Here is a 19,923-nt window from a genome sequence, read left to right as displayed (position 1 = left end):
CAGCCGGCGCCTACTCCGCGTTCTCCGCCCGGGACGCCTCCGCCTGGAGCTGCCCGAGGACGACCGAGGGGCTGCCGCCGGGGGCGACGGCCTTGCCGATCCGCTGCTTGATCTCGGCGCTGACGTCGGCCCAGGAGGTCTTGCCGACCGGGTACAGCTCGGAGGTCAGCAGCTCCTCCAGGAACGGCCGGAGGTGCCGGTCCTGCTCGGACACGGCCATCGTCCCGGACGCGGAGGTGGTGACCGGCAGCAGGTCGTACTCGCGGGAGAAGGCCAGCACGTTCTTCTCGCTGTACACGAAGTCGAGGAAGTCGCCGACCTGGTCGCGGTTGCCGTTCTTGCGGAAGGCCGTCATCCAGTCGGCGACACCGAGCGTGGACTTGCTCGTGCCCTCCTTGCCCGGCGTCGGCACCATGCCGTACTTGACGCCCTTCTTCCCGGCGATGTTCATCAGCGACGGGTGCCCGTTGACCATGCCGACCTCGCCCTTGGCGAAGGCGGCGTACGCGTCGGCCCGGTTCAGCTCCCCGGGCGCGACCGGCCCGTTCAGGCCCTTGCCGACGAGTTCGTCCTTCAGCCAGGAGAAGGTGTCGACGTTCTCGGGGGAGTCGATGCCGTAGCTGTCGACGGTGTCGGTGTAGCCGCCCCCGCCGCTGAGCATCCACTGCATGGTCTCGGCCGGCGCCTCCTCCGGGCCGAGCGGCAGCGCGTACGGGTAGGTCACGCCCTCCGCCTTGAGCGCCTCGGCGTCGTCGGCCAGGTCGTCCCAGGTCTTCGGCGGGGTGATGCCTGCCTCGGAGAAGAGGGTCTTGTTGTAGAAGAGCACGCGCGTGGAGGAGGCGAACGGCATGCCGTACTGCACGCCCTTCACCTGCCCCGCGGAGGCGAGCTGCCCGACGAAGTCGGCCTGCACGGGTATGGAGAGCAGTTCGTCGGCCTTGTAGAGCTGGTTCTGCGCCGCGTACCCGGCGTACGAGCCGATCTGCGCCATGTCCGGCGGGTCACCGGCGGCGACCATCTCCCGGACCTTGCGGTCGACGTCGTTCCAGGAGTAGACGCTGACGTCGATCTCCACGTCGGGGTGGTCGGCCTCGTACTCCGCGACGAGCTTGTCCCAGTACTTCTGGGAGCTGTTGGCCTTGCTGTCGCCGTAGTCGGCGGCGACCAGCTTCAGGGTCACGTCGGCGGAGCCGCCCGTCACGCCGCAGCCGCCGAGGACCGCCGTCATGCCCAGTGCGGACACCACCGCGATCGTTCCTGCCATCCGCTGCCGCTGCACCGCTGTACTTCCCCAACCCTGGCGTCACCGCCACCGAAAACTTTCGATATTCGGAATAAGGTCTACACCACGTGAGTGGACTAGACCTCTCGCGGGTCCCCGGGTCACACTGTGTTCCGTGAGACATGTCATCGCCCTGGACGTGGGCGGCACCGGAATGAAGGCCGCTCTGGCCGGGCCCGGGGGCGAGGTGCTGCACCGGTCCCGCCGGGCCACCGGACGCGAGCAGGGCCCGGAGGCCGTCGTCGCGGGCATCCTCGACTTCGCCGCCGAGCTGCACGCGTACGGCGCCGAGCACTTCGGCACGCCCGCGGCCGCCGCCGGTGTGGCCGTGCCCGGCATCGTCGACGAGGCGGCGGGCATCGCCGTCTACGCCGCGAACCTCGGCTGGCGCGACGTCCCCCTGCGTGACGCGCTCGCGGAACGGCTGGGCGTCCCGGTCGCCCTCGGCCACGACGTGCGCACCGGTGCTCTCGCCGAGGGCCGGGTCGGCGCGGGCCGGGGCGCCGACCGGTTCCTGTTCGTGGCGCTGGGCACCGGCATCGCGGGCGGCATCGGCGTCGAGGGCCGGGTCGAGTCGGGCGCGCACGGCTTCGCGGGCGAGATCGGCCACATCGTCGTACGCCCCGGAGGAGCCCCCTGCCCGTGCGGGCAGCGCGGCTGCCTGGAGCGTTTCGCCTCTGCGGCGGCCGTCAGCGAGGCCTGGGCCGCGGCCTCGGGCGACCCGGACGCGGACGCGGCCGACTGCGCGAAGGCCGTCGTATCCGGCGACCCACGGGCCCGGGCGGTCTGGCAGGAGGCGGTGGACGCCCTCGCCGACGGCCTGGTCACGGCCCTCACCCTGCTGGACCCCCGCACCCTGATCATCGGCGGCGGCCTGGCCGAGGCGGGAGAGACGCTGTTCACGCCCCTGCGCGAGGCCATCGACCGCCGCGTCACCTTCCAGAAACAGCCGCCGATCGTCCCGGCGGCCCTGGGCGACTCGGCGGGTTGTCTGGGCGCGGGCCTGCTCGCCTGGGATCTCCTCAACCACACGGACCGTACGGAGGTATCGCCCTGATGGCAGCGGACCCAGGGGCGCGGGGAACTGCGCGACAAGCCACACACCACCCGCACCCGGCAACGTCAGGAACCCCCACGGTCCTGTCCGGCGCGACGGTGGTCCTCCCCACCGGGGCCGTCCAAGACAGCCGGCTGACCATCGACGGCACCCGCATCACCCCCACCACCCCCGAAAACGCCCAGGTCATCGACGTAACAGGCCACTACGTCATCCCCGGGTTCGTCGACCTGCACAACCACGGCGGCGGCGGAGCCTCCTTCACCTCCGGCTCGGCCGAGGACATCCTCAAGGGCATCCACACCCACCGCCTGCACGGCACGACCACCCTGGTCGCCTCCACCGTCACCGGCGACATGGACTTCCTCTCCCAACGCGCGGGCCTGCTCAGCGAGCTGGCCGAGCAGGGCGAGATCGCCGGCGTCCACTTCGAGGGCCCGTTCATCTCCCCCTGCCGCAAGGGCGCCCACGCCGAGGACCTGCTGCGCGATCCGCACCCCGCGGACGTCCGCAAGCTGATCGAGGCGGCCCGGGGCCAGGCGAGGATGGTCACGCTGGCCACCGAGCTCCCCGGCGGCCTGGACTCCGTACGCCTCCTGGCCGACCAGGGCGTGATCGCGGCGATCGGCCACACGGACGCGACCTACGAGCAGACCGTCGAGGCCATCGACGCGGGCGCGACGGTGGCCACGCACCTCTTCAACGCGATGCCGCCCCTCGGCCACCGCTTCCCCGGCCCGATCGCGGCGCTCCTGGAGGACGACCGGATCACGGTCGAGCTGATCAACGACGGCACGCACCTGCACCCCGCCGCGCTCCAACTGGCGTTCCACCACGCGGGCGCGTCACGGGTCGCGTTCATCACGGACGCGATGGACGCGGCCGGTTTCGGCGACGGCCGCTACTGGCTCGGCCCACTGGAGGTGGAGGTCGCCGACGGCGTGGCCCGCCTGGTCGAGGACGGCACGATCGCGGGCTCCACCCTCACCCTGGACCGCGCCTTCAAACGCGCGGTCACGATCGACGGTCTGTCGGTCGAGGACGCGGTACAGGCCCTCTCGGCAACCCCGGCCCGCCTGCTCGGCATGTCCGACCGCATCGGCTCCCTGGAGCCAGGCAAGGACGCGGACCTCGTCCTCCTGGACGCGGACTTCGACCTGAAGGGCGTGATGCGCCGGGGCGAATGGGTGGTCGGTCCCCAACTGCGCTGATCTATCCCGCAGTCGGGAGACGGTGGCCGAGTCCAGGACTGGGCCGACCGCCGTCTCTTTGGCATGATCGAGCCTCCGGAAGTCCACGGCAGCACGCGCATGTCTCTACATCGGGGGAGGTCAGCCAGGTGATCCTCACGGTCACACTGAACACCGCTCTCGACATCACCTACCGCGTACGGTCCCTCCGTCCGCACGCCTCCCACCGCGTCTCCGAGGTGACGGAACGCCCCGGCGGCAAGGGCGTCAACGTGGCCCGGGTGCTCGCGGCCCTCGGGCACGAGGTGACGGTGACGGGATTCACGGGCGGTGCGACGGGCCGGGTCGTCCAGGAACTTCTGGCCTCGGTGCCGGACGTGACGGACGCGCTGGTCCCGATCACGGGCACCACCCGCCGCACGATCGCCGTGGCCGACGACCTGACCGGCGACACGACACAGCTCAACGAACCGGGCCCGACGATCACCCCCACCGAGTGGTCGTCCTTCCAGGAGGCCTACGAGGACCTGCTGGCGTCCGCCTCGGCAGTGGCCCTGTGCGGCAGCCTCCCCCCGGGCGTCCCGGTCGGCGCCTACGCCGGACTGGTCCGCACGGCCAGGTCCGCCGGCATCCCGGTCCTCCTCGACACCAGCGGCGAACCCCTGCGCCGAGGCGTCGCCGCCCGCCCCGACATCATCAAGCCGAACACCGAAGAACTGGCAGAACTCACCGGCTCCCACGACCCGTTGCGAGCCACCCAGGACGCCCGCCGCCGAGGCGCCCGCGCGGTCGTCGCGTCCCTGGGCCCGAAAGGCCTCCTCGCGGTATCCCCCGAGGGCCGCTGGCGCACCGCCCCACCCACCCTCGTACGAGGCAACCCGACAGGCGCCGGCGACTCCGCGGTGGCGGGCCTGATATCGGCCCTGGTGGAGCACCTTCCCTGGCCGGATCGCCTGACCCGAGCGGTCGCCCTGTCGGCGGCGACGGTCTCGGCGCCGGTCGCGGGGGAGTTCGACCGGCGCGTGTACCAGGAACTGCTGGGGCGGGTCACCGTGACGAGTGAGGCATCTGCGGCGTAGGCCACACGTGACCGAAATCCTCTGGCCGATCTTCCTCCCCCCACCTAAGATCACGAACGACCAAAGATCGACCTTTTTGCTGGGGGAACAATTGAACAAGATCACGAGGCTGGCCATGGTCGGCATCGCCTCCGTGGGCCTGGTGGCCACCATGAACTCCGGCGCCTCGGCGGCCCCGGAGCTCAAGGCCGCTCCGGCTGCCGCGCAGGAGTGGGGCGGCGGCTGGAGCGACGTCCGGGACGTCAGCATCCGTGAGAAGCCCAGCGCCACCGCACGGAAGGTCGGCACCCTGAAGAAGGGGAAGATCGTCAAGTGCTGGGTCGCCGGGTGCAGCGCGGTCGACGGCGGCAGCTACAAGTGCACCAGCAGCTCGCCCAGCGAGAAGCGCTGGCACGAGGTCAACTGGGGCGGCAAGAAGCGGTACGCGGCGACTCGCTGCCTGGAGTGGGGCCGCGTCGAGTGAGCTGAGCTCATTCTCGGCTCGTAGCTCGTACGACGGCGGCCGTCCCCCACGCTGTGTGGGAGACGGCCGCCGTCGGCGTATCAGCTCGAGCCGGCTAGGCCTTCGCGAGGTAGAACTGGTCGAGGACCGCGTCGCACTTGTTGCCCTCGTTGCAGGCGAGCTCGATGGTGTTCGTGCCCTTGTTCAGGTTCACGGTGGCCCAGGTGTTCTTCCAGCCCTGTTCCCAGTCGCCCTTGGGGGTGCCCCCGAAGTTCTCCATGTTCATGGGCCTGGCGTCGGCCTTGCCGTTGACCACCACGGTCGCGTCGGCGTCCGTGCCCGGGACGCCGTAGTTCACGTAGAACTTGTAGCTGCCGGCCTTCTTGATGCCGTCCACCGTCCAGGTGACCTTGGCACCGACCTGGTTGAAGCCCGTCACATAGACCCCGCCGTCGGCCTTCGCGCCCTTGAACTCCGACGCGGTCGACATGCCGGGGCTGAGGCGCAGGGTCTTCGCGTCGGCCTTCGGCAGCTCGACCTGGCTCGCCCCGCTCTTGCTGGCCGACGGAGTCGGCTCGGCGCTCTGGGACTGGCTCTGGTCGGAGCCCGCCTGGTCCTCGGACTTCTTGTCGTCCTTGTCGCCGCCCACCATGGCCACGCCGATGCCGATGACGACCGCCGCGACCACCGCGATCGCGCCGATCAGCAGGCCCTTGGTGTTGGGACCGCGGCCGCCCCGGCCGCCTCCGCCGCCGGGGACCTGGTGCTGGGGGGCGGTGGTGGCTCCGGCGCCGCCGGGCAGGGTCTCGGGGGCCGCGTAGTGCGCGTTCGGCCGGCCGTAGCCGCCCTGCTGCTGGGGGACCTGGCCGTACGCCGCGGCCTGGCCCGCGGCCGCCTGCGGCTGCTGCTGGCCGTAGGAGCGGGTGCCGACCGCACGCACACGGTTGACCGAGTTCGGGTAGCCGTAGCCCCCGGACGGCGGCTGGGCTCCGTTGGCCTGCCCGTCGGCGTAGAGATAGCCGAACGGGTCGTCGTCCTCGGGCGTGCTCGCGCCGTTGTTGCCGGGCGTCATCCCTTGGTCTCCTCAGTCAGGTGCGGTGCAATGCGGTACGGGTCGTAAGACAGCGAGCCTACCCGCTCCCAGTGACCCAAACAGGTGACTCAGACCGCATCAACTCGCTGACCTCGGGTTCACCCAGCGCGTCTGTGTTGTTTGGGACGAGATCGTTTCTCGACGTACATCCGCTCGTCAGCGGATTTCAACACTTCGTCCGCCGTCATTCCACAGTGTGCCCATCCGATGCCGAAACTGGCCCCGACCCGGACGGCACGCCCCTCGGCGCGGATGGGCTGGATGATCTCGTTGCGGAGGCGGACCGCCAGGTCCTGCGCGTCGGCCCGGCCGAGCCCGTCCGCGAGGATGACGAATTCGTCCCCCCCGAGCCGGGCGACCGTGTCACCGTCGCGGACGCCGCCGCTCAGCCGCCGGGCGACCTCGATGAGAACCGCGTCACCCGCGTTGTGCCCGAACCGGTCGTTGATCGACTTGAAGCCGTCGAGGTCGCAGAAGAGGACGGCGAGACCCTTCGTGCCGTCGTCCTGGTCGCCGTCCGGGGCGACGGTGTGCACATGGTGGTCGTAGGCGTCGAACGGATCGGCGGACTGCCGGAAGTCGAAGCCGGGGCCGACGACGTCGAAGGCGGGGTGGCCGTAGGCCGCGTCATGGGACTCGGCGACGGCGGAGTGCGGGGGCGCGGCGCGCTGACAGAGGCGCGAGGACAGTCGCGAGCGCAGCTCGGCGGAGTTCGGCAGGCCGGTGAGCGAGTCGTGCGAGGCGCGGTGGGCGAGCTGCAGCTCGCGGCGCTTGCGCTCCTCTATGTCCTCGACGTGGGTGAGGAGGAAGCGGGGGCCGTCGGCGGCGTCGGCGACGACGGAGTTGCGGAGGCTGACCCAGACGTAGGTGCCGTCGCGGCGGCCGAGGCGGAGCTCCGCGCGGCCGCCCTCGGCGGAGGTCCGCAGCAGGGTGCCTATGTCCTCGGGGTGGACCAGGTCGGAGAAGGAGTAGCGGCGCATCGCGGAGGCGGGGCGGCCCAGCAGCCGGCACAGGGCGTCGTTGGTGCGCAGGATCCGGCCGTGCTGGTCGCCGCCCATCTCGGCGATGGCCATGCCGGACGGCGCGTACTCGAAGGCCTGCCGGAAGCTTTCCTCGCTCGCCCGCAGGGCCTGCTGCTCGCGCTCCAGCCGGACGAGCGCGCGCTGCATGTTGGCGCGCAGCCGGGCGTTGCTGATCGCGATGGCGGCCTGGAAGGCGTACATCTGGAGTGCCTCGCGGCCCCAGGCGCCGGGGCGGCGGCCGTTGCGCGGGCGGTCCACGGAGAGCACGCCGATCAGCTCGCCGCACGCCGCGCTGCCCTGCGGCCCGGGCGCGTACATGGGCGCGAAGAGCCGGTCGGCCGGATGCCACTCGTCCTCGAAGCGGGGCGCGGGGCCGTCGGTGTACCACTGCGGGACGTCGTCGTCGTCGAGGACCCAGCCCTCGGTGTGGGGTATGAACACCAGGTCGCCCCAGTGCTCACCCATGCCGAGGCGGCGTTCCCAGGATTCGCGCGAGCCGACGCGGCCGGTGATGAGGGCCTCGGCGGCGGGGTTCCCGGCGAAGGCGGCGACGACGAGATCGCCGTCGGGGCGTACGAGGTTCACGCACGCCATCTCGTACCCGAGAGCGGCGACGACGCCCTCCGCGACGGTCTGCAGTGTGTCCGCCAGGCTGCGGGCCGTGTTCATGTCGGCCATGACCTGGTGCAGTTGTCGCAGGGACGCAAGACGGACGTAAGGCTCCGACTCGGTCTCCATGCTCGCCCTCCCCCCGAGTACCTCGCAGCGAATCAAGAATCAAGGGTTCTTCTCGGCGTACGTCCTGGCAGCTTCCCCGCCACTGAATCACAGCGCGCTGCTCACTCGGTACACAGGGTCAACAATTCCTGCCCCTTGTGACTCAAGTCACAGGCAAAGCTGAACAATTGCCGGGAGTTTCTGCAATCCCCATATGCGTCCTGCGAACGAAGCCTTGTCACGCTGTACACACGTTGGCAGGGAAAAGGCCGTCCGGTCCGCCGGAAGTCCTAGGACCGTGCTCGGGCGGGAGCCCGATGCGGGGCGCGCGGGGCGGAGATTAGCGTTTCCGGTGTGCCGAACACTCCCCCTGCCGCGTCTTCGATCGCCTCGTCCGCCACCTCTCCGATCGCCGCGCCCGCCACGTCCCCGATCATTCCGTCGCCCGCCTCCGGGCATGCTGAGGGGGTGAGCAACGACGAGTTCCGCGCCGCCATGTCCCGGCTGGCCTCGGGCGTGGTCCTGGTGACCGCGCAGGAGCCGCCGCTCGACCCGGACGACCCCTCGGCGCCCGGCAGCGAGGACGTGGGCATGACGGCCACGGCCTTCATGTCGGTGTCCCTGGACCCGCCGATGGTGCTGGTGAGCCTGCGCGAGGGCTCCCGCATGGACGAACTGCTCGACGAACAGCCCGAGTGGGCGGTGTCCGTCCTGTCCGAGAGCCAGCGGCACATCGCGGGCCGGTTCGCCATGAAGGGCCGGGTCAGCGACCGGCTGCTGTTCGCCGACATCCCGTACACGCGCGGCGAGTACAGCGGGGCACCCCTGGTGGGCGGCGCCCTGGCCGTCCTGGAGTGCCGTACCGAGCAGCGCGTAGCGGCCGGCGACCACACGCTGGTCATCGGCCGTGTGCTGACCGCCCGGGTGCCGAGCGCGGAGGGCGGGCCGCTGACGTACTTCCGGGGGCGGTACCGGCAGTTGGGCTGAGGCGGAAATCCGGTGGCCCGGGGTTGATCGTCGACCCTAGGGTGCGCGCATGACGACGACGGGCCTCCGCCTCGAAGAGATCACCGCCGGGAATCTGGACGCCGCCCTCGGCATCCAGGTCCGCCCCGACCAGGAGCACGCGGTCGCCCCGGTCGTGAAGTCGCTCGCCGAGGCGTACGCGCACGGCGCCATCGCCTGGCCCCGCCTCATCGTCGACGGCGACCGCCCGGTCGGCTTCCTGATGGCCTCGCTCGGCATCGACTGGTACGGGGACGGCAGCGAATTCCGCTCGGGCCTGTGGCGGCTGAACATCGCGGCCGGGGAGCAGGGCAAGGGGTACGGCCGTTTCGCCGTCGAGTCCGTCGCCGCCGAGCTGCGCCGGCACGGCACCGAGAAGTACTACGTCACCTGGCACCCGGGACCGAACGGCCCCGAGGGCTTCTACCTGGGCCTCGGCTTCCGTCCGGCCGGGGAGAACAGCGGGGGCCAGACGGTGGGGCTGCTGGAGCTGGCCTAGGTCCCTCGACAGGCGCTAGCTCCAGCCCTGGCCCGTTCGGCCGCGCTTGGTCTCCGAGCGCTGTTTCTTCTCGCGCAGCCGCCGCTCGTTGATCCCCCGGGGGATCCGGGTCTTCCTGCGGGGCTTGGGCGGGGGCGCGGTGGCTTCGGCCAGGAGGGCGGCGAGGCGTACGGCGGCGGACTCGCGGTTGCGCCACTGGGAGCGGTGCTCGGAGGACCGTACGGTGACGACTCCGTCGACCAGGCGCCCGGCCAGCCGCTCCAGCGCCCGCTGCTTCCACACCTCGGGCAGCGCCTCGGTCTTCGCCAGGTCGAAACTCAGCTCGACCTTCGAGTCACTGGTGTTGACGTGCTGCCCGCCCGGCCCCGACGACCGCGAGAAACGCCACATGAGCTCGGCCTCGGGCAGGGAGACGGAGCCGCGGATGACGTGGGGACCAGACATGCCGTCCATGTTCCCGCTTCTGTCCCGTCCACGTCATCCCAATAATCGCGAGTAAAGAAAGTAAAGGAGCTGGAACCTCGCGTACCCCTCTCTACGTTCAGGGGGGTAGCTGTAGCTTCTTTGACGCAGCTTCTTTGCCGTACTGCCGTACGTAAACGAGGGAAGGGACTCCCAACAATGGCTGTAAGCCTGTCCAAGGGTGGCAACGTCTCGCTCACCAAGGAGGCTCCGGGCCTGACCGACGTCACCGTGGGCCTCGGCTGGGACGTCCGCACCACCACCGGCACGGACTTCGACCTCGACGCGTCCGCGATCGCGGTGAACACGCAGGGCAAGGTCTTCTCGGACGCCCACTTCGTGTTCTTCAACAACAAGCAGACCCCGGACAACACGATCGTCCACACCGGTGACAACCGCACGGGCGAAGGCGCCGGCGACGACGAGGCCATCAACGTCAACCTCGCCGCCCTCCCGGCCGACATCGAGAAGATCGTCTTCCCGGTGTCCATCTACGACGCGGAGAACCGCTCGCAGAACTTCGGCCAGGTCCGCAACGCCTACATCCGCATCGTCAACCAGGCCGGCGGCGCCGAGATCGCCCGCTACGACCTGTCGGAGGACGCGGCCACGGAGACGGCCATGGTCTTCGGTGAGCTCTACCGCAACGGCGCGGAGTGGAAGTTCCGCGCAGTCGGCCAGGGCTACGCCTCGGGCCTGGTCGGCATCGCCCAGGACTTCGGCGTGAACGTCTGATCGGACGTCGAGCTTGTTCTGACACTGTGGAGCCCCCGAGCCTTGGAAGAGGCCGGGGGCTCCGCCCTTTGCTTGGGGGCGCGGGGAACTGCGCGACAAGCCACAACGAACCCGCAGCCACCCCCGCACCTGAGCCCCCAACGGCGCTCCGGCTCCGCCCTCACGGCCGCTCCGGCTTCCCCTCCCCGTACAGCCAGTCCTCCCAGATCCCCTCGAAGTCCTCCCCGGGCGCCTGTTCCTCGACGTACGCCGTGAACTCGGCCGTGTCCGCGTTCCCGTACCGATGCTCGGCCGCCCACCCCCGCAGGATGGCGAAGAATCTGTCGTCACCCACCGTCTGGCGGACCTTCTGGAGGACCATCGCGCCGCGCTGGTAGACGGGATCGCCGGAGATGTTCGCGGCATCCGCGGGCTTCGCGGGCGGGAACGCCCAGAGGTCCTTGTACGTCTTCTCGCCGTTCTCGTACAGCGCGTCGAAGGACTCCTGCGCGCTCTCCCCGCCGTGGTCCTCCCGCCACAGCCACTCCGCGTACGTCGCGAAGCCCTCGTTGAGCCACATGTCGCGCCAGCTCTCCGGTGTGACGGAGTCGCCGTACCACTGGTGGGCGAGTTCGTGGACGAGGAGGGTGAGGCCGGGGGCGCCGGGGAAGACGGGGCGGGTCTGGGTCTCCAGGGCGTAGCCGACCTCGGCCGCTCGGTCGACGATCGCGCCGGTGGAGGAGAAGGGGTAGGGGCCGAACCGCTTCTCCGCCCAGCGCAGGATCTCGGGGATGCGCGCGAGCACGGCGCGGCTCGCCTCCTTCTCGTCCGGGTCGACGGCCGTGTACACGGGCAGACGGTCCCGGGCCGTGGAGCGGGCGGTGGAGCGGGTGATGTCGAAGCGGCCGATCGCGAGCGTGGCGAGGTAGCTCGCCATGGGCTCGGCGGAGTGCCAGGCGAAGGTCGTACGGCCGTCCTTCGCGGTCGTGACGTCGCGCAACTCCCCGTTGGAGACGGCCCGGAGCCCTAGCGGCACGGTCACCGTGAGGTCGTAGGACGCCTTGTCGGAGGGGTGGTGGTTGCCGGGGAACCACGCCATCGACCCCACCGGCTCCCCCAGCGCGAGCACGCCGTCGCCGGTGCGCAGCCAGCCCTCCTGGGAGCCGTCCGGGTCGGTGACGGTCTCGGGCGCCCCGGAGTAGCGGACGGTCACGCGGAACGTCTCGTCCCGGCCGAGGTCCTTGCGCGGCCGGACGGTGAGCTCCTGCCCGGCGCGGTTCCAGCGGGCCGTCTCGCCGCCGACGGTGACCTCGCCGACGTCCAGGCCGAGCAGGTCCAGGTTGAAGGCGGTGAGGTCCTGGGTCGCCCGCGCGGTGAGGGTCGCCGTGCCGGTGAGGTGGTGGGCGTCCGGGTCGTAGGCGAGGCGCAGGCCGTAGTGGGTGACGTCGTAGCCGCCGTTGCCGGCCTTCGGGAAGTAGGGGTCGCGTACACCGGAGCCGCCCGGGGTGCCGTGGACCCCACCGCAGGCCGTGAGGGCGAGCGCGGAGACGAGCAGGGCGGGGACAAGACGTACGGACCGGGCCACGCTCTCGATCCTATGGGGGTCGTGACAGCATCACCCCCGTGCTCGACATCGGCTACGCCCTCTCCAACCGCTTCCCGGACCCTCCGCAGACCGACTACCGCCGCGCGGACGTCCGCGCCCTGCGGCACGATCTGTTCTGCGGCGACGTCTATCTGGCGGACACCAAGACCGACCACGAGGTGTCCACAGCCTGGGGATGGGTGCCGGTGCTCGACTTCGCGTGGGCGCTGTGCGACATCGTGGAGCGGATCGACCGGGACCCGGCGGGCTCGCGGGCGTCCCGGCCGCAGCACGCGGAGCTGGACTTCACCGAGTCGACCGACCGGATGCTGTTCGAGCGCCGCTTCGGCTGGGTGGACATCGAGGCCGACTGGATGCGCGCGGAGGAGCCCCCGCTCACCGTCTCCCACTCCGAACTGCGCCGCGAGTCCCGGGACTTCCTGCACGACCTGATCGCCGACCTCACCGATCTGCACGACGATCTCGCCGAGAACCCGGCGATCTGGACGCTCCAGGCGCGCTTCCCCAGGGTCTCCTGACACCGGTCCGCCACCGGGGTGACACGATCGCCCTGCGACGACCGGCGAGGACCGGCGACGACCGGCGACGGACACGGGGAGAACGGACGCATGACCGACGGACGAGTGGCCTACGGCCTGAACTACAGCGTGGACCCACCGGCCGTCGTCAGCGGGGAGGGAACGCCGCAGGACACCTCCGCCCGGCTCGTCCGCGACCCCGACAGCCCCGCCCCGGACCGGCTCCGCTCCCTGCGGGCCTTCCATCTGCGCGCCGAGGACGGGTCGCCGGTCGCCCGGGTCGTGACGGAGCAGCCCCTGGGGTCACGGCTGAGCGGGCGCCCGGCGGTGTACCACGTCCTGGATCCGTACGGGGCCCCGCTCGGGCGGATCACCCTGCGGCGGCGCCGCGCCTTCCGGTGGGGCCGCCGGCGCTGGACCGTGGAACCGGTCGGGGGGCCGGTCCTCCAGGGGTACCAGGGGCGGCTGTGGAGCTGGCTGCTGTGGTGGCCCTTCGGGCTGCCCGTCCAACTGCTGTGCCTGATCTGGGTCCTGATGGCGGAGGGCGACGACGGCCCCCGCCCACCCCGACGCATCACCTGGCGCGACGGCTCCCACCGCGCCCACCTCGTCTTCCGCGCGGTGGCCGAGGACTACCGGCTGCTGAGGCACGAACTCGACCCCCGCCTGGTCAACGCCCTCATAGGACTGCACCAGTCCTACGACTGGCCGGAGCGGGCGGGGTCGGACGGCTGGTACGAGTGGTGAGCGCGGGCTGGTACGAGTGGTGAGCACGGGCTCGCACGAGTGGTGAGCGCGCGGCGCTGCGCGTACGGCGATCAGCCCTCCACCCTGATCCCCCACTCCATCGCCAGCACCGGTGCCAGATCCAGCAGTTGCGCCGTACTGATCACCGCCCCCGACAGCCGGTCGAAACCCCGGCTGATCTCCAGCGACGCGGCCCCGCGCAGGTCGACGTCCGTGAGGGTCGCCGCGTGCAGGTCGACGCCCTTCAGGGCGCAGTCGACGAACTCCACCCGCTCCAGGCGGGCGCCCCCGAAGTCCGGCTCGACGAGGACACAGCCCTCGAAGACGACGTCTCTGAGCCGGGCGGTGCGCAGATTCAGATAGTCGATCTTGCCGCCGCGGATCACCACCCGCTCCAGCACCGCCCCGTGCAACTGCGGCCCGCCGAGGCGGGCATCGGTGAGCTCCACGTCCCGCAGGGTCGCCTCGGAGAGGTCGGTGCCGACGCCCCGGACACCGGTGAGGGCCGAGTCCAGGAAGCGAGCATGCCGCAGCCGGGTCTCGTCCAGCGCGCACCCCGTCAGCGCGCAGTCCATGAAACGGGCCCCCGCCCCGTCCTGCCCGGTGAGCTCCGCGTCCCGGAACTCCAGCCCGTCGTAGTCCCCGTCCGGCTCCAGCCCACCCCCCTCGTACGGCTCCAACACGGGCAGCCGTAGCTCCGGCCGCCGCGCGCCCTTCACACCCGCAGGGCCGGTCGCACCCGGACGGCCCGTCGCTCTCCTCGCCATGACCCCATGCTGCACCCCACCACTGACAACACCCCCTGACCTGCGCGAACACCGGCCATGTCACATTCCGGCCCCCGTGAACGGTCGTAATCCCGAAGGCGATTGTCGACCTCAGGCCTCAAGGGAGATCCCAGCCATGCACCACCGCATCACCGTCATCGGCGGCGGCTTCGCCGGACTGACCGCCGCGATCACCGCCGCCGAGGCGGGCGTCAAGGTCACCCTCCACGAAACCCACCACACCCTCGGCGGCCGGGCCCGAACCGCCGACGGCCCGTACCGCACGAACGAGGGCCCACACGCCCTCTACAACGGCGGTCCGCACTGGGCCTGGCTCAAGCAGCGCGACCTCATCGGCCCGCTCGCCCCGATCCCGCCCCTGGAGGCCGCCCGGCTACGGCTGCGGCACCACGGCGTGCTGCGCCGCACCCCGCCCTTCCCGATGCTGAAGCTGCTGCGCAGGACCGCCCGGCAGGCGCCCGTGGACGTCGACTTCCTGACCTGGGCGACCGGCGTCGCGGGCGAGGAAGGCGCCCGGGCCGCCGCCCACTACTCCGCCGTCGCCCTCTTCCACCACGACCCCGGCTCCCTGTCGGCCGCGTTCGTGCAGGAGCGCCTGCGCCGGGCCACCAAGCTGCCGCCCGAGGCCCATTACCCGCGCGGCGGCTGGGGCGGCATCATCGACCGGATGGCCGCCCGGGCCTGGAACCTGGGCGTCCGGATGGAGACCCTGTCCCGTGTCGACATGCTCCCCACGGATACGCCGGTGATCGTCGCGACCTCCCTCCCCGCCGCCCGGCATCTGCTCGGCGACGACTCCCTGACCTGGCCGAGCGGCCGTACCGCCCTGATCGACCTGGCCGTGCGCACCCGGCGCGGGGACGCCTTCGCGGTCTCCGACCTGGACGCGCCCGGCTGGCTGGAACGGTTCACCGCCCAGGACCGCACCCTCGCCCCGGCCGGCGAGCAGCTCATCCAGGGGCAGCTCCCCCTCGCCCCGCACGAGTCGAAGTCCGACGGCATCGCCCACGCCGAGGAGCTGCTCGACCTGGGGTTCCCGGGCTGGCGCAAGCGGGTCACCTGGCGGCGCGAGGCCGTCGCGGCCGGCCGTACGGGCGCGGTCGACCTGCCCGGCACGAGCTGGCGCGACCGGCCCGCCGTGGACCGGGGCGACGGTGTCTATCTCGCCGGTGACCAGGTCGCGGCGCCCGGTGTGCTCTCGGAGGTCTCCTTCAACAGCGCCCTGACGGCGGTCTCCCTGGCCCTCGGACGGCAGGAGCTTGACCTCAAGCAAGCTTGAGGTTGAAGGCTTGTCGCAGACCACCGCGACACGAGGAGCCTCGTATGCACGCCATCCGCCTGCACGCCTTCGGCCCGGCCGGGAACCTCACCCACGAGCGGGTCGAGGACCCCCGGCCGGACCCCGGCCAGGTCCGTATCGCCGTACGGGCGGCGGGCGTCCACCTCCTGGACGCCGCCCTGCGCGAAGGCATGCGGGGCGGACCGGCGGCCGAGCCGACGCCGCTCCCCACCATCCCCGGCCGCGAGGTCGCCGGGGTCGTCGAGTCCCTGGGCGAGGGCGTCGCGGACCTGTGGCTCGGCAAGCGGGTCGTCGCCCACCTCGGCTTCGTCCCCGGCGGGTACGCCGAACTGGCCGTCACCGCGGCCGAACGCCTGCACGAGATCCCGGAGAACCTGGACTTCGCCGAGGCCGTCGCCATGATCGGCACGGGCCGTACGGCGATGGGGATCCTCCAGTTCGCCGACCTCGGGCCCGACTCGGTGGCCGTCGTCCCGGCCGCCGCCGGAGGCATCGGCACGCTGATCGTCCAGTACGCCAGGAACGCCGGCGCGACCGTCATCGGCCTCGCGGGCGGGCCGGACAAGGTCGCCCGCGTACAGGCGAACGGTGCCGATCTCGCCGTCGACTACAAGGACCCGGCCTGGCCCGCCAAGGTCCGCGCCCACCTCGGCGGCCGGACCGCGACCGTCGTCTTCGACGGCGTCGGCGGCGACGTGGCCCACGAGGCCGTCGCCCTCCTCGGCCCCGACGGCAAGCACATCGTCTTCGGCTGGTCCGGCCAGGGCATCCTCGACGGCGAGCCCTACCTCGTCGACGGCGTCTCCGAACAGGTCCTCGGCCCCACGATGCTGAGCAAGGCCGGAGGCCCCGACCCCCTGCGCACCCTCGAACTCCGCGCCCTCACCGAAGCCGCCACCGGCCGCCTCACCCCGGCCGTCCAACGCTTCCCACTCCGCGAGGCGGCGGCCGCGCACGAGGCACTGGAGAGCCGGGGGACGACGGGGAAGGTGGTCCTGGAGCCCTGACCCGACACCGAGGAGGGCCCCGCTCGCAACGGGGCCCTCCACACAGAAGGGGTCTGCAACCGGCAGATCAGCGGGCGACCGTCTTCGTCGCCGCACTCACCGCCGACCCGTCCTTGTGCCCCGCGCGGTGGGCGGTCACCTTCACGGTGATCTTCTTGCCCTGCTGCGCCGCCTTCAGCACGAGCGAGGACTTCGTCACCCCGCTGATCGCCGCGCCGTTCGCGTACCACTGGTACGACCAGGAGGACGCGGCCGGGCTCCACGTCCCGGTCGACGACTTCAGCGTCTTGCCGACCTCGGCCGTCCCGCTGATCACCGGCGGCTTCGTCGCCTTGGGCGCGTCGCCCTTGGCCACGGTCACCGACGGCGAGGACGCCGACCCGCTCTGCCAGCCGCTCCTGACCGCCGTCACGGTCACGCTGATCTTCTTGCCGGACTGCGCCGCGGGGATCCGGTACGCCGACGCCGTGGCACCGGCGATCCCGGCCCCGTCCGCCTTCCACTGGTACGTGTACGACGTCGGCGCCGCCGACCAGGCGCCCGGCGCGGCGATGACCTCGGCACCCACCTTGGGCGTGCCGGTCACCTTCGGTGCCGCCGTGTTCTTCAGCTCGGGCCGGGGCGTCACGCTGAAGGTGCCGCGCCGGAACTCCCAGCCGCGCGTGATCACGCTGACGTTCCAGGTGCCGGTCGCCGCGCCCGTGAGGTCCACGGTCGCGGTCACCGTCCGGTTGTCCGCGGCGACCGAGTCCGCCTCCGCCGTGATCGTCTTGCCGGCCTGGCTCAGCCGGACGGTGACGTCCTTCCCGAGCGCGGTGCCGGTGACCGTGAGCTTCACCTTGCCGCCGCTGGCGCCCGTGTCGGGGCTGACGGCGGTGACGTTCGTCTTCTCCGTGCCGCACAGCGCGGAGGAGCAGATGAGTTCGGCGCTGTAGGCCGTGCTCGACGCCTTCTCCGGCAGGCCGAGCAGGAACAGCGACGGCGTACTCCCGGAGGACGAGCCCTGGACGGCGCAGTCGTAGCCCTCAGGGATGAAGCGAGTGCAGCCGTTCTTCCAGGTGGACGTGTCGTACAGGACGGGAACCGCCTTGACGTCGGCGCCCGCCGTGTCCTTGATGTCGGTGTCGAACCGGTCGAATCCCGCGGTGGGCAGCGCCGCGCACACGGCGGTGCGCGACTCGTCCAGGGTGCCGGTGACCGGCCCGTATCCGAAGGCCACGGACGGCACCTTCACGCACTCCGGGGCGGGCCCGTCGGCGGTCGCGATCCGCAGCCGGTCCAGGCGGTACTCGGGCGCGGCCTTGAGATGGGCGGGCGTCTGCACGAGCACCTGGTGGGTGGTCGAACCGCTCACCGCGCAGGACGTGTTGCGGAAGGCGCACTCCACACGGCCGTCCCCGCCCACCACCGCGCTGTTGGCGGTACCGAGCGCGTCCCGCACATCGACGTGCACGACATCGGTCGCCGCGCCGGTGGTCACCTGGTGGCAGTTGATGGTGCCCGGCGCCGCGTACGCGCTCTTCAGGGACGCCCCGCCGACCTTCACCGCCGAGGTCGTCGCACAGCCCGCGGCGGAGGCGCTCGCCGTGACGTCACGCCGGGTCAGGGAGTACGTCGCGGCCTCGTCCCGGCCGGTCACCAGCACGGTGTGGGACTTGCCCGGGGTCAGCGAGCAGATCGTCCAGCCGTCGGTGGTGGCGTAGCGGTCGCAGACGCGCTTGCCGTCTGAGTCGAGCACCGAGAAGCCGGCCGGAGCGGTCCCCGAGGTCGCGGTCAGTTGCAGCAGCTCCGCGTTCGAGTGCGCGTCGGCCGGGATGCCCAGGCAGTGCGAGAAGACGCCGTCGCCCGTGGTCAGCGTGGCCTTGGCGCCGCCCGGGGCGAAACTGCCCGCGGGCAGGGCGGGGCAGCCCTCGGCGGCGTCGGTGCGGTGGAAGGCGACCCGGTAGGGGCCGGTGGCCGAGTCGCCGCTGTCCTCGGTGTGCACCAGTGCGCGGAACGGAGCCTCTCCGGTCAGCGCGCAATCGCCGTCGCCGAGCGCCCCGCTGTCGCACTGCGGGGTGCCCGCGCGGTCCAGGACCTCCACCTCGGGGGTCAGCCCGGCCGAGGAGTTCGCGGTGAGCGCGGCGATCCGGGCGCCCTTCGGCACGGGCAGCGTCAGACAGTCGTACTGCCCGACCGTGCTCAGCTCGCCCTTGTACAGGCCGGTCCCGATCTCCTCGCAGCCGGCGTCGGAGGCCCGGTCGAACACGACCAGCCGGTCCCGGGAGGCCTCGAAGGGGTAGCGGTCCAGGACGGCGGTGTAGGTGCCGGCCTCGCGGATCCGGCAGGGGTCGGTGCCGGAGTCGCACACGGTCAGCCCGTCGGCGTCGTAGACCCGGACCGCCCTGGCCGACCGGTCCTCGTCCACGGCGTGCACGGTGTACGGCCCGGCCCGGTCGGTGGAGAAGGTGTAGCAGAGGTCGGTGCGGAAGTCCTGCGGCTTCAGCGGGCCGTACGGCAGGACCGAGGCGGTCGTGCAGCCCCGCGGGTCGTTCAGCCGACGCACCTGGAGCGCGTAGGCGGCGGGGAAGGCGTTCTCCGAGCGGGAGACGCTCGACAGCACCCGGTAGGGACCGTCGCCGGGCAGCACACAGCTGTCCTCGCCGTCCTCCGGGAAGCGCTCGCAGATCCGGGCACCGGTCTCGTCGGTGATCCAGGCGAGCGACTCGCCGTACACCTTCCGCTGGAGCTTCAGCCCGATCCTCTCACCGGGCCGGGCCTCGAAGGCCTGGCAGTCCACGGCCAGCGGGCTCGCCGCGCTCCGGATCACGGCCGGCAGGTCCCAGCCGGTGCCGACGGGCTCGGCGCAGCCGCGGGTGCCCGAGCCGAGCGGGACGACGGTCAGCTCGGCCTTCTCGTCGTCCACCCAGCCGCTGTTGACGACCTTGAGGGTGTACGTCCCTGCCGCGGGCACCTGGCACCAGCCCTCGGTGCGGGCCTCATCGGCGTGGCAGTCGACCTGGGCGCCGTCGGCGTCGTACAGCTGCGTGTAGGCGTTGTTGCCGCTGTCCTTCAGGCTCACCAGATGCGGACCGGCCGCGTCGGCGGTCACGGTGAAGCAGGCGCTGCTCTGCGCCGGGACGGTCACCCTGCCGACGGCGTCACCCGGGTCCCCGAACGGCGCGAGCGCGAGCGGCGCACACTCCGGTTCGACGTCCTGGGCGACCCCGGCCGCGGCCCCCGCCCCCGTCAGGCTCAGCAGCGAGGCGAACAGCGAGACGGCGAGGGCGGACGCGACGGCCCGCCCACGTCTCTCGCGCGATCTCGGTCTCGGACATGCGTCGGTACCTGACATGGCAATCCCCCCTGGATCAGTGGTCGTTGGCGAGATGCTCGCACACAGGTACGACACACCG

The 19,923-nt window shown here is 71.7% G+C and carries 18 protein-coding genes; 11 read left to right on the top strand and 7 right to left on the bottom strand.

Annotated elements, in window-relative coordinates:
* Positions 1-10 precede the first annotated feature (10 nt).
* Entirely contained in the window at positions 11-1,264 is a 1,254-nt protein-coding gene (locus tag NNW99_RS20910) for an ABC transporter substrate-binding protein (protein WP_215120656.1), read from the bottom strand.
* A 133-nt stretch (positions 1,265-1,397) separates the two neighbouring features.
* Here NNW99_RS20910 and NNW99_RS20905 point away from each other — a divergent pair, with 133 nt between their 5' ends.
* From NNW99_RS20905 to NNW99_RS20890, 4 genes are all read left to right on the top strand, one after another.
* Entirely contained in the window at positions 1,398-2,339 is a 942-nt protein-coding gene (locus NNW99_RS20905) for an ROK family protein (RefSeq protein ID WP_215120655.1), read from the top strand.
* Complete coding sequence (gene nagA / locus NNW99_RS20900) at positions 2,339-3,550, top strand: N-acetylglucosamine-6-phosphate deacetylase (protein ID WP_215120654.1); 1,212 nt, start codon at positions 2,339-2,341, stop codon at positions 3,548-3,550. The genes NNW99_RS20905 and nagA overlap by 1 nt, the downstream gene beginning before the upstream one ends.
* A 128-nt stretch (positions 3,551-3,678) precedes the next feature.
* Entirely contained in the window at positions 3,679-4,608 is a 930-nt protein-coding gene (locus NNW99_RS20895) for a 1-phosphofructokinase family hexose kinase (RefSeq protein WP_215120653.1), read from the top strand.
* Positions 4,609-4,699: 91 nt separating this feature from the next.
* A complete protein-coding gene (locus NNW99_RS20890) occupies positions 4,700-5,071 on the top strand; it encodes a hypothetical protein (protein WP_215120652.1) in 372 nt (123 codons plus the stop codon).
* 94 nt (positions 5,072-5,165) lie between these two features.
* Here NNW99_RS20890 and NNW99_RS20885 read toward each other — a convergent pair whose 3' ends face one another.
* A complete protein-coding gene (locus NNW99_RS20885; protein WP_215120651.1) occupies positions 5,166-6,122 on the bottom strand; it encodes a carbohydrate-binding protein in 957 nt (318 codons plus the stop codon).
* A gap of 119 nt (positions 6,123-6,241) precedes the next feature.
* Complete coding sequence (gene cdgB / locus NNW99_RS20880) at positions 6,242-7,903, bottom strand: diguanylate cyclase CdgB (protein ID WP_215120650.1); 1,662 nt, start codon at positions 7,901-7,903, stop codon at positions 6,242-6,244.
* 387 nt (positions 7,904-8,290) lie between these two features.
* On the opposite strand from cdgB, the gene NNW99_RS20875 reads away from it, so the two are divergent.
* Both NNW99_RS20875 and NNW99_RS20870 read left to right on the top strand, forming a co-directional pair.
* The gene (locus tag NNW99_RS20875; RefSeq protein WP_215124377.1) at positions 8,291-8,869 is read left to right on the top strand and encodes a flavin reductase family protein; all 579 of its coding nucleotides are present in this window, start codon (positions 8,291-8,293) and stop codon (positions 8,867-8,869) included.
* Positions 8,870-8,918: 49 nt separating this feature from the next.
* Positions 8,919-9,386 (top strand): GNAT family N-acetyltransferase, encoded by a 468-nt coding sequence (locus NNW99_RS20870; protein WP_215120649.1) that lies wholly within the window; start codon positions 8,919-8,921, stop codon positions 9,384-9,386.
* 15 nt (positions 9,387-9,401) lie between these two features.
* Here NNW99_RS20870 and arfB read toward each other — a convergent pair whose 3' ends face one another.
* The gene (gene arfB, locus NNW99_RS20865) at positions 9,402-9,839 is read right to left on the bottom strand and encodes an alternative ribosome rescue aminoacyl-tRNA hydrolase ArfB (RefSeq protein ID WP_215120648.1); all 438 of its coding nucleotides are present in this window, start codon (positions 9,837-9,839) and stop codon (positions 9,402-9,404) included.
* Positions 9,840-10,007: 168 nt separating this feature from the next.
* Here arfB and NNW99_RS20860 point away from each other — a divergent pair, with 168 nt between their 5' ends.
* On the top strand, positions 10,008-10,583 hold the full coding sequence (locus NNW99_RS20860; protein ID WP_189729329.1) for a TerD family protein: 576 nt from the start codon (positions 10,008-10,010) through the stop codon (positions 10,581-10,583).
* Between the two features lie 160 nt (positions 10,584-10,743).
* Here the strand turns inward: NNW99_RS20860 and NNW99_RS20855 are convergent, their stop codons facing one another.
* Positions 10,744-12,147: a M1 family metallopeptidase gene (locus tag NNW99_RS20855; RefSeq protein ID WP_215120647.1), complete on the bottom strand. Its 1,404-nt coding sequence runs from the start codon at positions 12,145-12,147 to the stop codon at positions 10,744-10,746.
* Between the two features lie 38 nt (positions 12,148-12,185).
* Here NNW99_RS20855 and NNW99_RS20850 point away from each other — a divergent pair, with 38 nt between their 5' ends.
* Both NNW99_RS20850 and NNW99_RS20845 read left to right on the top strand, forming a co-directional pair.
* Positions 12,186-12,686 (top strand): hypothetical protein, encoded by a 501-nt coding sequence (locus NNW99_RS20850; protein WP_215120646.1) that lies wholly within the window; start codon positions 12,186-12,188, stop codon positions 12,684-12,686.
* A gap of 90 nt (positions 12,687-12,776) precedes the next feature.
* Positions 12,777-13,433 (top strand): hypothetical protein, encoded by a 657-nt coding sequence (locus NNW99_RS20845; RefSeq protein WP_215120645.1) that lies wholly within the window; start codon positions 12,777-12,779, stop codon positions 13,431-13,433.
* 71 nt (positions 13,434-13,504) lie between these two features.
* On the opposite strand, the gene NNW99_RS20840 is transcribed toward NNW99_RS20845, so the two are convergent.
* The gene (locus NNW99_RS20840) at positions 13,505-14,200 is read right to left on the bottom strand and encodes a pentapeptide repeat-containing protein (RefSeq protein ID WP_215120644.1); all 696 of its coding nucleotides are present in this window, start codon (positions 14,198-14,200) and stop codon (positions 13,505-13,507) included.
* 136 nt (positions 14,201-14,336) lie between these two features.
* Here NNW99_RS20840 and NNW99_RS20835 point away from each other — a divergent pair, with 136 nt between their 5' ends.
* Positions 14,337-15,500: an NAD(P)-binding protein gene (locus NNW99_RS20835; RefSeq protein WP_215120643.1), complete on the top strand. Its 1,164-nt coding sequence runs from the start codon at positions 14,337-14,339 to the stop codon at positions 15,498-15,500.
* A 44-nt stretch (positions 15,501-15,544) separates the two neighbouring features.
* Positions 15,545-16,528: a zinc-binding dehydrogenase gene (locus NNW99_RS20830; RefSeq protein ID WP_215120642.1), complete on the top strand. Its 984-nt coding sequence runs from the start codon at positions 15,545-15,547 to the stop codon at positions 16,526-16,528.
* Between the two features lie 67 nt (positions 16,529-16,595).
* Here the strand turns inward: NNW99_RS20830 and NNW99_RS20825 are convergent, their stop codons facing one another.
* Entirely contained in the window at positions 16,596-19,862 is a 3,267-nt protein-coding gene (locus NNW99_RS20825; protein ID WP_215120641.1) for an IPT/TIG domain-containing protein, read from the bottom strand.
* Positions 19,863-19,923: the final 61 nt, after the last annotated feature.

This window comes from Streptomyces sp. CRCS-T-1, from assembly GCF_024442335.1.
GTDB classification, from domain to species: Bacteria; Actinomycetota; Actinomycetes; order Streptomycetales; family Streptomycetaceae; genus Streptomyces; species Streptomyces koelreuteriae.
Note: the sequence above shows the minus strand (reverse complement) of the source record. Positions and strands in the feature narration are given on the sequence as shown.

What these genes read in the sequence shown, in the direction of transcription:
- NNW99_RS20845 (WP_215120645.1), top strand. Translation starts at nt 12,777, where the DNA reads ATGACCGACGGACGAGTGGCCTACGGCCTGAACTACAGCGTGGACCCA.
- NNW99_RS20830 (WP_215120642.1), top strand. Translation starts at nt 15,545, where the DNA reads ATGCACGCCATCCGCCTGCACGCCTTCGGCCCGGCCGGGAACCTCACC.
- NNW99_RS20835 (WP_215120643.1), top strand. Translation starts at nt 14,337, where the DNA reads ATGCACCACCGCATCACCGTCATCGGCGGCGGCTTCGCCGGACTGACC.
- cdgB (WP_215120650.1), bottom strand. Translation starts at nt 7,903, where the DNA reads ATGGAGACCGAGTCGGAGCCTTACGTCCGTCTTGCGTCCCTGCGACAA.
- NNW99_RS20885 (WP_215120651.1), bottom strand. Translation starts at nt 6,122, where the DNA reads ATGACGCCCGGCAACAACGGCGCGAGCACGCCCGAGGACGACGACCCG.
- nagA (WP_215120654.1), top strand. Translation starts at nt 2,339, where the DNA reads ATGGCAGCGGACCCAGGGGCGCGGGGAACTGCGCGACAAGCCACACAC.
- arfB (WP_215120648.1), bottom strand. Translation starts at nt 9,839, where the DNA reads ATGGACGGCATGTCTGGTCCCCACGTCATCCGCGGCTCCGTCTCCCTG.
- NNW99_RS20870 (WP_215120649.1), top strand. Translation starts at nt 8,919, where the DNA reads ATGACGACGACGGGCCTCCGCCTCGAAGAGATCACCGCCGGGAATCTG.
- NNW99_RS20825 (WP_215120641.1), bottom strand. Translation starts at nt 19,862, where the DNA reads ATGTCAGGTACCGACGCATGTCCGAGACCGAGATCGCGCGAGAGACGT.
- NNW99_RS20860 (WP_189729329.1), top strand. Translation starts at nt 10,008, where the DNA reads ATGGCTGTAAGCCTGTCCAAGGGTGGCAACGTCTCGCTCACCAAGGAG.
- NNW99_RS20840 (WP_215120644.1), bottom strand. Translation starts at nt 14,200, where the DNA reads ATGGCGAGGAGAGCGACGGGCCGTCCGGGTGCGACCGGCCCTGCGGGT.
- NNW99_RS20910 (WP_215120656.1), bottom strand. Translation starts at nt 1,264, where the DNA reads ATGGCAGGAACGATCGCGGTGGTGTCCGCACTGGGCATGACGGCGGTC.